This window comes from Demequina aurantiaca (assembly GCF_000975135.1).
GTDB classification, from domain to species: Bacteria; Actinomycetota; Actinomycetes; order Actinomycetales; family Demequinaceae; genus Demequina; species Demequina aurantiaca.
The window spans coordinates 1,529,110-1,544,950 of the sequence record NZ_BBRF01000001.1 but is presented as its reverse complement, the minus strand read 5'-3'; the positions used below and the strand labels follow the sequence as shown (position 1 = coordinate 1,544,950).

The following is a 15,841-nucleotide window of genomic DNA, read 5'->3' as shown; positions in this document are numbered from 1 at the left end:
CTATTAGTCAACGTGTTAGACGACCACGTAGGCTTAACTCAGCACCCAATCGACCCCCGTGAGGCCCTGGCCTCGGGAAAGGCACCCATGGCTACGCCCAACAACACCACACCTGACAGCTCGGATTCCGAGAACCTCACCCCCAGCTCCGAGCCGATGATCATCGACGGCAAGGTAGTCGATGGTGCCCCGAGTGCCGAGTCGAGGGCCGCGGAGTACAACGAACGCAGCAACCACTTCCCCGACGCTGACTCCAGCGTCGAGCAGACCATCCTGCCTCCCGCGGAAGCCGAGGACGCGGACGGAGACGACGCCCCCGCCCCGCCTCCGCGCAACGCGATGGCTCAGATCGGCATGCTCGCCGGTGTCGGCTCGCTGATCATCAACCCCTACGGCGTCATGTCGCTCGTCGCGATCGTCGTGTCGTTCATTGGGCTGCGTCGCTCAATCGCCATGTTTAAGAGCGGCGAGGTCCCCGTGGGCCGCATTCCCGCGACCATCGGCCTCGCGTTCGGCGTGGCCACGGCGGTCTTCGCGGCCTGGATTATCTTCACGAACCCCACCGTCTCGTAACGCCCCACCACACGGCGTAACGCAAAGAAGGGCGGCACCCAGTGGGGTGTCGCCCTTCTTTGCGTGTGCGGCCCTGCCTGTGACCAGGCGGTAGCCGCGAAGAAACTAGGCGATCGGAGCGCCCTCGGCTGCTGCATCGGCTTCCGCAGTCTCGTCCTCTATGGAGCCGATGACGCCACTGAGGTCGACCTCGGCGCCGGCGGTGTCCTTGATGGTCGCGCGACGCAGGGCGTACGCGGTGGCCTTCGAGCGAGCAACCTCGGACACGATGGCCGGAATCTGGCCACCCTGCTCGACCTGCTGGATGAACTCGTTGGGGTCCATGTTGTACTGACGCGAAGCATTGAGCAGGTAGTCGAGGAGCTCGTTCTGCTGAACCTCGATCTCGAGGTCCTCGCCAAGCTGGTCGAGGAGGATCTGCGCGCGCAGTGCCTTGTGAGCTTCCTCGGTGACCTCGGCACGGTGCTCGTCGTCCTCAAGGCGGTTCTCGTTCTCGAGGTGGCTGTGCACCTCTGCCTCGATGACCTTCTTGGGGAGCTCGAAGTCGGTGGCGGCGATGAGTGCTTCAAGCAGCTTCTCGCGTGCCTCGACGGCCTGGTTGTTGGTCTTGATCTTGGCGGCCTGCTCCTTGAGGTCCTCACGGAGCTCTGCAACCGTGTCGAACTCGGACGCGAGCTGGGCGAAGTCGTCGTCCACCTCGGGGAGCTCGCGAGTCTTGACGGCGGTCACCTTGACGGTGATTACGGCGTCCTGGCCGGCCTGGTCGCCTGCGGCGAGGGGACCCTCGTACGTGGTCTCCTCGTCTGCGCTGAGTCCGAGCAGCGCGTCGTCCAGGCCCTCGAGCATGTTGCCCGAACCGACCTGGTAGGACGTGCCCTGAACGGCGTCGACGTCCGCGCCGTCAACCTTGGCGGACAGGTCGATGGTGACGAAGTCGTCGTTGGCCGCAGGGCGGTCAACCGTGACGAGCGAACCGAAGCGCTCGCGCAGTGCGTCAACGCGCTCGTCGACGTCAGCGTCGCTGACCTCGATGGGCTCGACCTCAAGGGTCAGCGTGTCAGCGGCGGGAAGCTTGACCTCGGGGCGGATCTCCACGATGGCGGTGAACTCCAGTCCCTCGTCTCCCTCAACGGAGCCGGGGATCTTGGTGACGTCGACCTCGGGCTGGCCGAAGGGGCGCAGCTCAAGCTCCTGGACGGCCTCGGAGTACCAGCCGGGCAGACCGTCGTTGACGGCGTGCTCAATGACGGCACCCTTGCCTACGCGCTGCTCAAGAATCTTTGCGGGCACCTTGCCCTTACGGAAGCCGGGAATCTGCACCTGCTCGCCAATGTGCTCATAGGCGTGCTTGAGGGCGGGCGCGAGGTCCTCCTCGGTGAGGTTAACCGTTACTTTGACGGTCGTGGCGTCGATGGTCTCGAAGGCGCTGGTCACTGACGTACTCCTGGGTGCTGGAAGAAGGCTCAGCCATACACGAGGGTTTCCCGCGGCAGAGCAACCCGGCAATTCTACCGGTTATAAGCGTGCGTCCCCAATCGGGGGGTGGCATTCATCGCAGTACGGCTCAATTGACCTGAGTCCGGTGCCGAGCGACCATGCGCAATATCAATCCAATAGTGAGAGCGAGAGCTGCCACCACCACCAGCCAGAAGGCCACCGTGCCGCCGGTTGAACTGAGCTCACCGCTCACTGGCCCCCCACCTTGGGTGGTGGCCGGGCCGGTTTGCCCAGCCTCGCTGACGCCTCCGTTGGAACCGGCGCTGCCAGTGCCCGCGTCGGGGTCAAGGTCGGAACCATCACTGCTTCCTGGCTCGCCATTTCCGTCGCCAGGCGTTCCAGCATTGCCGTCGGTCTCGCCTACGGGCGGCAGCACTCCGTCCGGGTTCAGGAGCTTCAGGTACGGCTCGGCACCGCTCACCGCGAGCGACAGAACATAGCCCTCCAAATCTGCCTGGGGGAGCTCCATCACGAACTCCAGGGCTCCAGCCGCATTAAGGGTTGCCTCGTCTACAAAGACGATGCTGGTCTCACGGGGCGAGGTCCGGTCAGCGTCTACGCCGAAGACGAGGATTGACACTGCCCTCCCCGCGCCGTCCGAGCCTGCCGCCACCTGCACAGTCGCCGTAGAGCCGTCTAACTGCGCATCGTGGTCAAGGACCGGCACCGCGGAGGCGGCGCCACCCGCAGCGACTGCGAGGCTTAATCCCATCGCGAGTATGGCTGCGATCCGACTCTTTGCATTCACGCGCCTATTGGATTGCTTCACAGTCACTTCACTCTCCTCGCAGCACGGGGCGCTGCAGTTCGTCGTTCCATTGCCACACGGCGGTGAAGTTCCAGCCAAGGCCGTCTTCCCACGTTGATTGCACAGCAGAATTCTCACTCGTGACCGTTTCGCCGTTAAGTGTTGCCGCCCCCACGTCGGTGACACGTTGGACGCTCGCTTCCACCACGTCACCAGCACGGTTATCGACAATGGGCGGAGTCGCGTCACCGCCCACTCTGCCCACAACTCGGTGCGTATTGCGTGAGCCGCTGACAGTGGGGTTCAATGCGAAGCTCTGTTCGAGTCGGGTATCCGTATAGACATAACCCGCAATTCCACCAGCGGTATTGCTCGATTCGACTGCACCCGTGGCGTAAACCCGCTGCACTGTCGAACCGTGGTCCGCAATACCCACCACGCCACCGGCGTAACTGCTGGAGGAACGCACCTCTGCTTCCGAATAGCTGTCCCGTAAGTTCCCGGTCAGGTTCCCTACGATGCCGCCGATGCGTTGAGTGCCAGTCACTGATCCGCTCGTGTAGATACGGTCTGCGTCGCCCGCAAAACGGTTCGCGAGGATTCCCACGTGCGAAGTGTCTACCTCGACGCCCGCGCCCATTACTGACAAGTCAAATACTCTGCCGCCCACACCCACTTCGTCAAAGAGACCCCCGGACGTCGACGTCAGGCCCAATATTTTGTAGCTGGCGCCGTCGAAGGTGCCGGTAAAAGGGACCGTCGATCCTAAGGGCACAAAGTCATCCACGCCCGAAAGGTCAATGTCCCCGCTCAGCACGAACCAGTAGTCCGGATGATCGGCAACTGCCTGGAGCTCCGCGACAGACGAGATCTGTATCGCGACATCCACACCCGGCACCTCGGCGGAACTCAATGGCTCCGGCGTTGACTGGAGCAGCGGGCGAAGCGCGCCGGAATCCCACTGCCACACCGAGTCGAAATCCCAACCCAGGTCACCCTGATAGAGCGAAGCCGACTTGGCGATAGCGTCGGGCACGCTGGTCCCCATCAAGGCGGGTATTTGAGCGTCGAGCGCGGACACCGACACAGCGTCGGAATGCACATTTGCGCGGAGAGTCGGAGAACCCTTGACCTTTCCTACAATCGCGTTCGCGCCGTTGCCGCCGGCGGCGACCCCCTGGTTAATTGCCACAGCGTCCGCGACGGTGGTGTCGGTATACGCGTAGCTGGAGATGCCCCCAGCGCCCGTGTGCCCTGCGCTCACTGCCCCACTCGAATAGACCCGTTCAGTCAACGTGCCTGCCGACGTAATTCCCACGACTCCACCTGAGTAACTACCGTCAGCCCTAACCGTCGCGGTGGAATAGGCGTCACTCAGCACACCATCTGTGTCGAGCTGCCCAATTACCCCACCCACACGTTCGGAGCCATTGACGACGCCTGTAGTGAACACTCTCTCTACCGTGCCGCTCGAACGATCCGCCAAGATTCCTACGTATGTCGCGTCGGCGTCGATTTTCGCTCCGACAATGCCTAGGTCAGTGACCGTGCCTGCCATGGAGCTGAAGAGACCTCCCTTAGTGGACGACAGCGCCTGGATTACACGGCCATTGCCGTCGAGAACCCCGCCGAACGGCGCGAGCACGTTCAACGGTTCAAAATCGCTCACACCACCGAGATCAATATCAGCCACGAGCCTGAAGTTTGCACTGGGGAACAGATCAACCTGCGCGAGGTCCTCGACCGAATCAACCTCATAGAACCCGTCACTGGCGAGAGGAAGCTCAGGTGTCACCTCGACATAAGGCTCGGGAACTGCACGAAGCATCGGCCTGTTCGCCTCAGAACTCCACTTCCACACGTCAGCCAAATCCCACTCGAGAGTCGCCGTGAAGTGGTTTGCACTTCGCAATTGCCGCGTATCGACGACCTCCCCGCGAAGAGTGTCGTGTCCAGGACCTGGAACCTCAGTTACGGGGCGCTCACCCGCCACAGGAACAGCACTGCCCACTTCGTTGCCCTCAAGTGAAGCCACCTGTCCGGCTGCCACGCGACCCACAATTGCGTGGCTCCAGTCAGGCGATGTCACTTGAGAATTCAGCGAAACTGACGTCTTCACAATGGTTCCTGTGTACCCGTAACTCACCACGCCACCAGCGTTCCGGTCGTCAGCGACGACTGCGCCCAAGGCATACACATCTTCGACGTGTGCCCCACTTGAGGCGATGCCCACGACTCCGCCTGCGTAGCGATACGTCGCCCGGACATCGGCAAGGGTATAGCTGTCTCGCACCGTTCCGCTTCCCTCTCCTACGAGGCCGCCTACTCGATTGGTGCCTGTCACACTTCCCGTGACGTACACACGCTCAATAAGGCCGGAAGACTCCCCGGCAACAATGCCGACTCGATCTCCATCGACGTTGACGTCGGCGCCAACAAGCCCCAGGTCGTGAACCGATCCCGCCAATATGGCGAATAGTCCTCCGCGGCTAGAGGTGAGTCCGCGAATGACGTGCCCGTCGCCGTTCAAATCACCCGCGAACGGAACCGTTGCGTTGAGTGGTTCGAAGTCACTTCCCGTGAGGTCCAGGTCCGTAGTGAGGATGAAGCGTTCACTCGGGAAATCGGAGAGCGCGCTGAGATCCTCGACCGTTCCGATTCGATAGGCACCGCTCGCGTCCCGCGGCAAGTTCGGACCAACCGAGGTTACTGCCTCTGGATTTCCGGTCAACGTTGGCCTACCCGCTGCATCGTTCCATTCCCACGTCGCCGCAAAGTCCCAGCCGAGCCCAACGAAGAGATCGGAACTCTGCGTCGCCGCAGCAGTCACGACGGTACCCATGAGGGTTCCGACCCCCGTGACCGGCTGGCTCTGGACTGCCACGTATGTCAGTTCAGACACCGAGTTGTCTTCCAGTGCCGCTTCCTGGCTCCCATAAGCGCGCCCCAGGATGGCGTGCGACCAACTGGGGGCCCGCACGGCCGAGTTGAGTGAGACGCTCGTGCGAATCGTTGGCTCGTCACGTGCGTAGCTCACGAGCCCTCCCGCGTTGCGCACTGCTGCCTGCACCAGCCCAGTGGAATATACGGATTCCGTCAGAGCGGCCTCGCCGCGTTGCAACGCGACGATCCCGCCTGCGTATGAGCCAGTGGCCGTGACGTCGGCCGTGGAGTAACTGTTAAGCACTGCGCCATGCGATTCGCCTGCGATACCGCCAACGAGGTCTAGCCCAGTGATCGAGCCGGAGGTCCAACTGTTTTCAACAGTTCCGTAGTTTAAGTCGACTATCATCCCCACGGTCGATGCAGTGGACGTGAGATCGCTGTCAACATGAACGTTGCGAATAGTGCCGTGATTAACCGCGAAGAGTCCCATCCCCGTGTCGTTCGGTGCGACGTAACCCGTGATCACATACCCAGCACCATCGAACACTCCAGTGAAGGTCTGGCTGATCCCGATTTGATCCACGTCAACCCCGCTGAGGTTGAGGTCATTTGCGAGAGCGTAATACCCCTCGGGGTCATACCCGATCTTTGAAATGTCTGTCCCGGTGCGGATGAGGTACGGATCGTCAGCAGTTCCTGCACCTTCGAGACCCTCGCGCAGGGTCATCGCGGGAAGCGCTGAGGGTCCACCCACTAACGAATCCCACAGAAAAATCTTGACCGTATCGCTTGGCCCCACAGGAAGCGGGCTTGCGAACTCCACGAACTGTTCCACGCCGCGGCCGTCAAGCGCGACGTCCACCGTGCGGACGTGGATAAGACGAGCCTGGCTCGCATCGTAAGTTGCCGCGGTGACCGTGACGTTGTCGCGTGAACCTTCGTAGCTCAGCAGACCCACGCCCGGCAGGGCCTTATCGACTAGGTCGGTCGACGAGACGCGCCAAGTTCCGGTCGGCTTTTGTACGGTGAATTCGTCGACGACGTCGCCGTCGATGGTGTACGAGGTGAACTTCAGCCCATCGCCCTCCACTTGAATGGCAGCGCCTAGTTGAGTGTCTTCGTCAAACACCACGTCATCCCAGGGATGAACCACGTTGTCGTAGAACTTTGGGCCCGAGGACCCCATCGTCACATAAGTGACGCCAGAGGCCACTTCCTCTGGAGTCTGCGCCAACCTTCCGTCGTAAATCACCGAGCGCTTGTAGACGTGGTCGTGCGCTCCGAGGTACATGTTCACGCCTAAGTTGGCTAGCACCTTTGACACCTTCGCTCGGTCGCTCGCCATCCCTGCGTCATTACCGTGAGAGCCGCCGTAGTAGGAGAAGTGGCCCATCACCACGTGCCAGGGCGCATTGGACTCACGCACGTCCTGGACGAGCCATTCGAGTTGCTCGTCGAGGTCAAAGTTGGAATTGAGGACGGAGTAATGCACATCCCCGCGGTCGAACGAGTAGTTCGATTCGCCAACCACCCCGTTGTCAGGAGTGGCAAACATATTGGAGAAGATCGCTGTTCGGTCCGTTGTTAGCGAGTTGTAATCCAAGTCTCCATAGGTTTCGTGATTCCCCGCCACCGGCGCATACTGCACGTCAAGGCCGCTAAATACGTTGTCCCACACCTCTTGCCAATATTCCCCGCGCCCGCCGTTGTCGACCAGATCGCCTAGCTGGACCAAGGTCTCTCCCCCTGGTTGCGCAGCGCGCACCGTGTCTAGGGTGTCGCGCAAGAGCCCTAGCCCCTCGGTGGAGTGGTCGGTGACTTGCAAATCGCCCACCACGTAAACGGGTTCGTTCTCCGCGCCACCCGCGACGAACTCACCGCCCACGTCGCTCCAGGCACCCGCTTCGGCGCGATCCGCGGAGACTCCAAATCGATATTCGTAGCGCTTGCCCCCATCGAGACCGTCTACCCGGAACTCGTGGCTGCGCAACGGCTGACCCGTGATCTGATCCTTGTACTCGGCCGCGTCGCGGCCGATGGTGGAGACTTCATAGACGTCACCAGAGTCCTCCCGGAGTACGGGAGTGTCCACCCAAGCCGAGCCGCCGACGGGCCGCACCTGGGCGAACACCTGCGGGATGGTGACATCCGTTGAGATTGAGATTCCAGTTCCGCCAGCCTCCGCCGCGACGACTGCGGTGGAACCGAAGTACTGGAAGACACCCGTCGGGTCCAGGTCGTCAGTGTTGACCGAAATGCGGAGGAGCTCTGCGTTGATGTTCCCCGTAGAATCCTCCGCTTTCACCACGATGAAATGGTCGTCGTAACTGCGCACCTGAAACTCGCCGTCACCGACGGGCACCTCGCCGGCGGAGTCGTAAACCTCGAAGGTGACAGCGACTGGATTTCCTGAGCGATCGACGGCGGTGACGTTCGGTAACTCAACAGAATCGTTGTAGTTCGCGCGTGCCGGCACCCCTGCCGAAACCGAAATCACGGGCGCATATTCGGCACCTCGTGTGGTCTCTCCGATCCACAACGGGGCAGAAACGACGAAGTCCCCATCCGCCTGGACGGCCTTCACGAAGTAGTAGTCACCGTCCTCCACTGCGAACGTGTGGTCGAGAGTCAGGGAGTTGCCCGACACCGCCCCAAAATCATGCGCCACCTTGCCGTTATTGGTCAGGATCTTCACGGAAGTGAACTCGTCCGTGGAGTCCGCGTCGTGTAGCGCAATATCGGCGGCAAATGTCCTGGTGGTCGACGGCAGGACCGTGCCCATCATCCGACCGTTGGCGCCGAACGTGAGCTCGATGTTTTCATCGAGAGTCGAGTAGGTGCTACGCGCCCTCATGGCCGAATAGAGCCCGTCCAACGTCTGCTCCTCGGCCCAAATCCCAGTGATCGCGTCCGCCCCCGTCACCCAGTTATCCCCGTGCTCGTCGCCGTTGTACGTAGGCGACAGGTGCCAGCCCTTGTCTAACGCAAGTTGATACTGCTCAAGCTGACGGTCGATCTTGACCTCAATGAGGTTCATGCGGGCATCCACCACGGGGTCCAGACCGTTGAAGTCGAAGAAGTTGCCCTTGCTGGTCGTAGAGGGGTGATTGAATTGACCGATCGCTTCGGGATCCAACTTGAGGCGCGCGAAGTACGTGTACATGTCGTACTTCAGGTCCCCAGTTCCGAACCTGTTGACGAAACCATCAATGGACCCCTCCGACTGGGCGCGGGCAGTAGCTTTCCATTCCGTATTAAAGATATTGATATGACCAGTGCCGTCGTACCAGGTGGTCTCGTAGGCAGGTACCGCGACAACATCCTCCTGCGCTGCATTGAATTCACTCGCACGCTCGTGGAGGTATCGCCACTCGTCAGACTCCGCGTCAGCCCAGTCCTCCGCAAAACTGTCCGTGTTGCGTAGGTCGAACATCACGTCATGCTCCGTCACAGCAAAGAAATCAGCTGCGTGCTCGTCACGAACATGAGCGAATGCGTCGGGAGGTAGATCCACTCCGTCGCTTACTCCCGTGTGGGAGTGGAACTCGCCAAAGTAGAGCTGCTGACCCAAGTAAGTGGCACGGTCGTCGGCGGTCGCCGCAGATTCAGGGGCATTGGGCCCGAGCGCTACAACCGATATAGCTGCAATCGCTGATGCGAACATGACCATGAACTTGCGTGCGTGCGCTGAGTAAGACAAAACCAGAACTCCTCCGAAGGTGACGTCGGAGAACCTACGGCAGCAAAGCAAACAACTGGTTGGCACAAGACCACGAACAGATGAACGGGACGCGAACACCCGGCTCTGGCTCACCACGAAGCAAGAAACGCCAGGGACCACACCTCGGGCGGTATTGTCGTCCGGTCAACGTCTGGGAACCTCGGTATGGCGCTCCCGCGCCCTGACGTGAGACACCTTTTGGGTGAGGCCGCCATGGCCCGTGGATGCAGGTTCCTAGCGCGTCGAGAGAGTTTACTCACGGGTGCCTCGGCGGGAGCACTCGTTACGGCGATCGGGTACGACCTGCCCTCGCTCATCCCAGGGGCATCTGTCACGACGCTCGTGCGCGACTGTGGCGGGGCCTACCTGCCCTCGATGAGCGACGACCAACGGGTACGCGCCGACTTCGCGGACACCGAGGAGATTGGGCTGCGGCTCGCCTTCGTCGTTCCCGCGGCGGAAAGCTCGCGGTGGACCCCTATCGTGCTTTGTGGTGGCTACCTCACAACGTCATATCAATCTCGTCGCGCACCCATCCCCCGCCACCGCGCACCACATTCACAGCCAGCGGCAACTGATGGGAGGCGCTCTCCAGGATGTGCATCAGGTATCCGCCGGTGTTGATGAACGCTGCGATGTCGCCGCGCGCGACCCCGTCGTCGAATCGCAGGCGTCGTCGCATTAGCAACTCCTCCTCGACGCAATAGGCGCCCACCAGGAAGCCGTGAAAGGGCGCGCTCGGCTGGCCAGCATCGGCGGGCCGTACCCAGCGAAGATCAAGTAGGAAGTCAACGGACGTGGACCGCACTTGTGTGCGGTTCATGTGTAGCCCGACCAGCGGAATCCCGTCGCTGGTCGACTTGCGGAACGCCACCTGGGCCAGGGTCATGCCGCACCCGTCCAGGACGGAGCGCCCAGGCTCGCATCGCAGTTCGAGGCTCCGCTTGGCTAGGTCGGCCGCAATGGTCTCTCCGTTGATTCCCGGCGCCCGCAATATCTCTCGTAGCCAGGCACCCCTGACCGGTTGCTGCCAATACGGGTAGAGCGTGCCCGATGGACGTTCGGCCTCCGGGTCGGTGAGTCCCAGGCGGTCCCCGCGCCACGTGAGAGTGCCGGCGCCGTCGGCCGCGAGGCTCCTCCAGAAGTCGCGCCACTGGCCCTCGTCTGCCAGGTAGCTCATGGGAATGCCACCACCCATATCGATGAACGCAATGGGGTGGCCAGCGACACGTAGGCGGTCCGTCCACCCGAGGGCCTCGCGCAAGACCACCGCGCGATCCTGGGCACTGTAGGCGTTGAGATGGAAGTGAATGCCCTCGATTCGCAGTGTCTTGGCGTCTACTTTGGCAAGCGCGCTGTCCCACTGAGTCGCCGTGAGGCCAAACCTTGTAGGCGGGATCGATGGGTCGGAGGACGCCAGCCGCATTGCCACCTTTGCGCGGCTCCGGCCCCTGCTCGATTCCATCACCACGTCGTCGAGCTCGTCGGCATTGTCGAGGCTCACGGTCGCCCCAGCATCGATAGCGAGCCGAATGAGCGCTCGCGACTTCACGGCCGCGGTGACGATGATGGCGTCACCTGCAACACCCAAGTCCAGGCACTGGCGTAGCTCGGCGAGCGACGCGACGTCGAGTCCCAGGCCGGCGGCACTGGCCGCCTTGACCAGTCCGAGCGCCTTATTTGCCTTGCGCGCGACGTAGACGCCAAGCCTCACTCCGTCCTGTTGCGCAGCATCGATCAACTCGGATGCGTTGCGGGCAAGCGGCGAGAAGTCGAGGACGTTGAGGGGAGAGCCATGCTCTTCGAGCAGCGTGGCGCACTCCTCAGCGTCGTCGAGCAGGTCTTCCATCCACGCCTCTGTTCGTGCTTTGAGAGGAACCATCCCCTCGCACCTCACTTGCGCCTGATCAGTCACGTGTTCCCACCTTTGTCGGTTCAGCAAATTTCTGGTCGAGTTCCTTGAGCCACGTGCTCGCGAGCGCCCGGGCCCATCGCCGTGAGTCACCGTGCAGTCGCCTCTGGAGAGAGTCATGACCAATCACCGGATCCTCAGTGGGCCTACCTAGCGTCGCGAGTCCCTCACTCAAGGCTCCGTCGGAGTTCACGCAGGTCGCCTCCCGCGAGGTCAGCACCCCACGCTCGCCAGGGCGCACCATCACGTTTCCATCAGCCAGCAGTCCGTCCCAGGGCTCTCTGCCCGGTCCTTGCTGCTTGGCCTCACCATTCCAAGGCTGTGGGGAGTCACTGACACCTGGCGCTCGGGTGAAGGCGTCGATCACGACGGCTTGGGCGCCATTCACGGCTGGGCCCGTCCCCCGCACGACGCGCAAGAGTCCTGCTTCCCGCAGGGCAAGCAGCCGACGATGTGTGTCGAGTGGCGGCCCAAAGGCCCACCGTTCGAGCGTCACGGCGCGGGCGCGCCATCGCATCCATGAAGCTCGGTCGCGCGGGGCTCGCTCGAGTGAGCGCACTACGTCCGCGTATCCCGCGGACCAGGCGCGACCCCACCACCAGGCGGGGTCGTCATCGACCTGGCCCACAGCACGCGCCACGTCGCGGTCCCAACGCTCGTCAACGCGCTGCGGCGCGGGACCGTCAAGACGCTCCCAGAGTCGTCCCGCGCTTACGTTCACCCCGGCCGCCTCTGCAGCCGCCACCGCCGCATCGGCCAGCACTGACCACCACGCGTCATCCGGGGTTGAGCCAGATAGCAAACCCGACGTATGTTCCCGCACCGCCTCGGGAACTGAAGCTGGAAGGTTGACCGGCTTGGGTAGCATCGGCTCCCCGGAGCGCGAAACAAGCGTGATCGACGAGGGCTCGGCCCCCGCTCGGACGTAGCGGACACCGGCAATCACCGAGTCGTCCTCGACCCACGCACCGCCGCGCCCCACCGTCAGGTCCATGACCACGTCGAACGCCGTGAGCGATGCCCCAAGCACCACCACCTCCACGCCTGGAGCCGGCCCGCGCGACGCATCGGCCATGGCGGCATGGTCGATATTCGCGCCGCCGGCGTGCCCAGTGGCGAGCAAAACATGGCGCGAGCGCTCAGGGGCGGCCCGCTGTCCGTCCGCATGCTCCGTCTCGCACAACCACCACCCGCCATCGCTGCGCACGGCAGTCACCCGAGCACGTCGGCGGGTCACCTCGAGGCGTGGCGACTCGCTCAGACGCGAAAAGGCCCACGCGAGGTAGCGCCCCACCTCCGCGCGCGGTGGAAAGGACGGTCGGTCGCCCCCTTGCCACTGTTCGAAGGTGTGGGAAACGGAAGCGCACGAGGCATCGACAATCCGCGAATCGACGTTCATGAGTAGGTGATCGGGTTGGCTGGGCTCCCACACGGCACCAGCTCCGGTCGTGCCGGTCTCGAGCACCGTCACGCGCAGTCGGCGGCGGCCGGCCACGCAGTCGCGGCGCGCCAATTCGTCGTCGAGGTCTGCGAGCGCGTAGAGCGCACGAGGCCCCCCGCCCACTACGACAAGGTCGGCCACCTCGCGCCTCGACTCCAGACTCATGCCTTGCCGGCGAAGGGATTGGGTGCTTCGGTCACCGCGATGGCCGCCTCTGCGCCAGCGATCTGGGCGCGCACCCAGTCGTCGTCGTACACCGTGGGAAGGTAGGCGCCACCGCCGTCATGCACAAGCATCGCGACGGACGCGCCGGGCCGCAACGTGGGCAAGTCGTAGCCGATCGCGGCGACGATTGCTCCTGTTGACGCACCCGCCATAAGTCCCTCTCGGCGAGCAAGGAGCCGGCACCCGCGGACCATGTCGGCCTCGCTGATGCGATGTATCGCGTCGGGACGAGCCTGCTGTGAAAGGGGGGTGGCGAACCCTGCGCCCAGGCCAGGCAGTTTGCGTTCCCCCAACGCTCCACCAAAGAGCGCCGAGCCCTCCGCATCAACTCCCACGAGTCGCGTCGCCCAGCCTGCACGCTCAATAGCCAGCTGGCAACCGAGCAGGCTTCCGGTGGTGCTCATCGCGACGTAGAGGTGGTCAGGCGGGCCGCCCAGGGAGGCGACGAGTTCGGGCAGCGTGGTGCTGGCATGGGCGGACGGATTGGCGATGCTGCCGTACTGATTGGTGGTCACGGCCCCGGGAATCTCCGCCAACAACTGCTCCACTCGTTGCACACGGGCGCGTAGCCGGTTGCCGTCGGAAGGAGTCGCGACCATTTCCACTCGTGCGCCAAAGGCCGCCATGGTCTTGGTCGCCGCAATGTTGGCACGCCCATCGATCACCGCGACAAATGCGTAGCCTCGTTGCGTGCATTGGCGTGCAAGTGCCATACCTAAGTTTCCCGAGGTCGATTCCACTACGGTTCCGCCTGGAATCAAGGCTCCGCTGTGCTCAAGGGAGTCCAGCAAAAACTGCGCAGTGCGCTCCTTGGTGCTGCCCGACAGTTGGAGTTGATCGAGCTTGGCATGGAGCCGCACTCCGCTGCCAGGAAATAGCTTGTCAAGCTGGGTCGCTGGCGTGGGGAGGTAACCCCCATGAATCGCGACGCTCGGCATGCTCAGCGCCTGCACTGTTCCATCAGTTGTCATCGCCGCGTTCCTCCCTTGGATCGCCCCGCAATGGGACGGTGAGCGGATCAGGCCGTGAGACCTAAGGCACTGTCCTTAGGATCAAACCTTCTCCCGTTCATCCGCATTCCTCACGACGAACAAATTGGGCAACGTCACATCAACGGATTTTTCTGGGGAACACGAGACATCGACGTCCCGCCAAAACTCCGCTTGCCTAGATCCTGCAGCACATTCCAAAAAAATGACTAAGGGACCACCCGCAGGCAGTCCCTTAGTCAGTATGTCGGGGTGACAGGATTTGAACCTGCGACCCTCTGTTCCCAAAACAGATGCGCTACCAAGCTGCGCTACACCCCGTCCGGCTCAAACTTCGATCCGGTTTCCCAACATCGGCCAGGCTCCGCTACTCTAGTACGCGCCGGTGATTCTTCCTAACGAAGGTCCCCGTCAAATGCGGGTGTAGCTTAGTGGTAAAGCCTTAGTCTTCCAAACTAATGATGCGAGTTCGATTCTCGTCACCCGCTCCACGAGCAGCGCGGCCGGACTTCTCATCCGGCACGACGCACGTGATTGAGACAGCAGGAGCCGGGTCCCTAGGGCCCGGCTCCTCGTCTTTCTCCGGGCACCTCGATGAGATCCCTAGATAAACGCACCGATAACAGCGCCCACGGCAGCAAGCGCCACCATGTCCTGCAGGCCGTCAATGACGGACAGGCGCTGGCCGCGCAGCGCGAAGCCGTTGTGAATGACGTGGGCACCGAGGCGGAATACTGCGCCAACGAAGAGCCCAAAGACGATGCCACCGACGACGGAGCCGACACCAAGCTCCCACATCAGTACGTTCATGACGACGGCGGTAATGAGCGCCACTACACCCGTGGCCACATAGCGACCGGGCCCACCATCGGCGGACGCTACGTCCTGCTCGTTGAGCCCTACCTGCTTCATCCAGGCGCGCCCCACCACCCTGGGGTGGTACCACACGGCGCCCACGACGAACTGGGCAATGGTCGCGACGATCACGGCTATCCAATTGATGTCACCAAAAGAAAACCAGCTCATGTCCTTACCTTCTGGCGCTCTCCGCGGCCGTGGCGATGTCTTCGAGATCCTGTTTCAGGGCATTCTCGGTGGCCTTCATGCCGATCTTGCCGAACACTGCCCAACCAACGCGTTGGCCCAACTTCGGATGGGGCGTCGATGCCGAGAACTCTACGCTCAGCTCCACGCCCAATTCACTAGGGACACACGTAAACACGGTGGTATATCGCGTGCCGCCGGAATCCGCCACGATGGTGGTGGATCGCGGCTCGATCGCCTCCGTGACCCACATCTCCTCGATCTCGACCTTGCCAAACATGCGGCGAGTCTCGCGCCACCGCGTTCCGACGTCGTAGTCGGGGCCCCCTACTCGCTCCACCGAGACGACGCTCGACAGCACTTTGGGCGCCGCATCGATATCCGTGAGCACCGCCCATACCTGTTCGGGCGCGGCCAGGATCTCCCTCGCTACCTCAACTTTATGACCAGCCATGGCCTCCCCCTGCTCGACTCCCTCGTCGACAAGACCAGCGTAGTCCCGTTTCGCCGAGTCTCGCCGAGCGGCGGCGAGGGGCGCGCGGTGCCGCTTGCCGCATCGGCCGTGCGCCGCTACTCTGACAATTACCGCACACGAGAGGTCAGTGAGATGAGCAACCGGAGCCACGTCGTCATGACGTCCGCTCCTGCCGTCCTGTCCTGTGCCCAGCCCTCCTGCATGTGCGCTTGCATGTGTACCGAGGGCTGCAGCTGTCAGTAGAGCGCTGACAACTCACGCCCCGCGGCCACTGGAGCCCCGTCAGGCACGTTAGCGCTCGCCCCGGTATCGATTCGCGATACATCTGCG

9 protein-coding genes and 2 tRNA genes are annotated in these 15,841 nt (G+C 62.6%); 2 read left to right on the top strand and 9 right to left on the bottom strand.

Going from position 1 to position 15,841, the window contains the following annotated elements; all coding sequences use genetic code 11:
* Positions 1-87 precede the first annotated feature (87 nt).
* A complete protein-coding gene (locus AOP73_RS07005; RefSeq protein WP_061964172.1) occupies positions 88-573 on the top strand; it encodes a hypothetical protein in 486 nt (161 codons plus the stop codon).
* Positions 574-678: 105 nt separating this feature from the next.
* Here the strand turns inward: AOP73_RS07005 and tig are convergent, their stop codons facing one another.
* From tig to AOP73_RS06970, 7 genes are all read right to left on the bottom strand, one after another.
* Complete coding sequence (gene tig / locus AOP73_RS07000) at positions 679-2,007, bottom strand: trigger factor (RefSeq protein WP_061964170.1); 1,329 nt, start codon at positions 2,005-2,007, stop codon at positions 679-681.
* A 130-nt stretch (positions 2,008-2,137) separates the two neighbouring features.
* On the bottom strand, positions 2,138-2,818 hold the full coding sequence (locus AOP73_RS06995; protein ID WP_152650565.1) for a hypothetical protein: 681 nt from the start codon (positions 2,816-2,818) through the stop codon (positions 2,138-2,140).
* Positions 2,819-2,846: 28 nt separating this feature from the next.
* Positions 2,847-9,368: a metallophosphoesterase gene (locus AOP73_RS06990; RefSeq protein ID WP_160295446.1), complete on the bottom strand. Its 6,522-nt coding sequence runs from the start codon at positions 9,366-9,368 to the stop codon at positions 2,847-2,849.
* A 559-nt stretch (positions 9,369-9,927) separates the two neighbouring features.
* A complete protein-coding gene (locus AOP73_RS06985; RefSeq protein WP_201774497.1) occupies positions 9,928-11,340 on the bottom strand; it encodes a type III PLP-dependent enzyme domain-containing protein in 1,413 nt (470 codons plus the stop codon).
* Positions 11,333-12,919, bottom strand: coding sequence for an FAD/NAD(P)-binding protein (locus AOP73_RS06980; protein WP_061964162.1), 1,587 nt, complete (start codon positions 12,917-12,919; stop codon positions 11,333-11,335). Before AOP73_RS06980 ends, AOP73_RS06985 begins: the two co-directional genes overlap by 8 nt.
* Before the next feature lie 20 nt (positions 12,920-12,939).
* On the bottom strand, positions 12,940-13,974 hold the full coding sequence (locus tag AOP73_RS06975; RefSeq protein WP_152650564.1) for a pyridoxal-phosphate dependent enzyme: 1,035 nt from the start codon (positions 13,972-13,974) through the stop codon (positions 12,940-12,942).
* 265 nt (positions 13,975-14,239) lie between these two features.
* Positions 14,240-14,313: transfer RNA gene (locus tag AOP73_RS06970), tRNA-Pro, on the bottom strand.
* Between the two features lie 96 nt (positions 14,314-14,409).
* Between AOP73_RS06970 and AOP73_RS06965 the strand changes: the two genes are divergently transcribed.
* A tRNA-Gly gene (locus tag AOP73_RS06965) sits at positions 14,410-14,483 on the top strand.
* Between the two features lie 112 nt (positions 14,484-14,595).
* Here AOP73_RS06965 and AOP73_RS06960 read toward each other — a convergent pair.
* Both AOP73_RS06960 and AOP73_RS06955 read right to left on the bottom strand, forming a co-directional pair.
* Positions 14,596-15,018, bottom strand: coding sequence for a DUF1761 domain-containing protein (locus AOP73_RS06960; RefSeq protein ID WP_061964160.1), 423 nt, complete (start codon positions 15,016-15,018; stop codon positions 14,596-14,598).
* Positions 15,019-15,022: 4 nt separating this feature from the next.
* The gene (locus AOP73_RS06955) at positions 15,023-15,490 is read right to left on the bottom strand and encodes an SRPBCC family protein (protein WP_061964928.1); all 468 of its coding nucleotides are present in this window, start codon (positions 15,488-15,490) and stop codon (positions 15,023-15,025) included.
* Between the last annotated feature and the right edge of the window lie 351 nt (positions 15,491-15,841).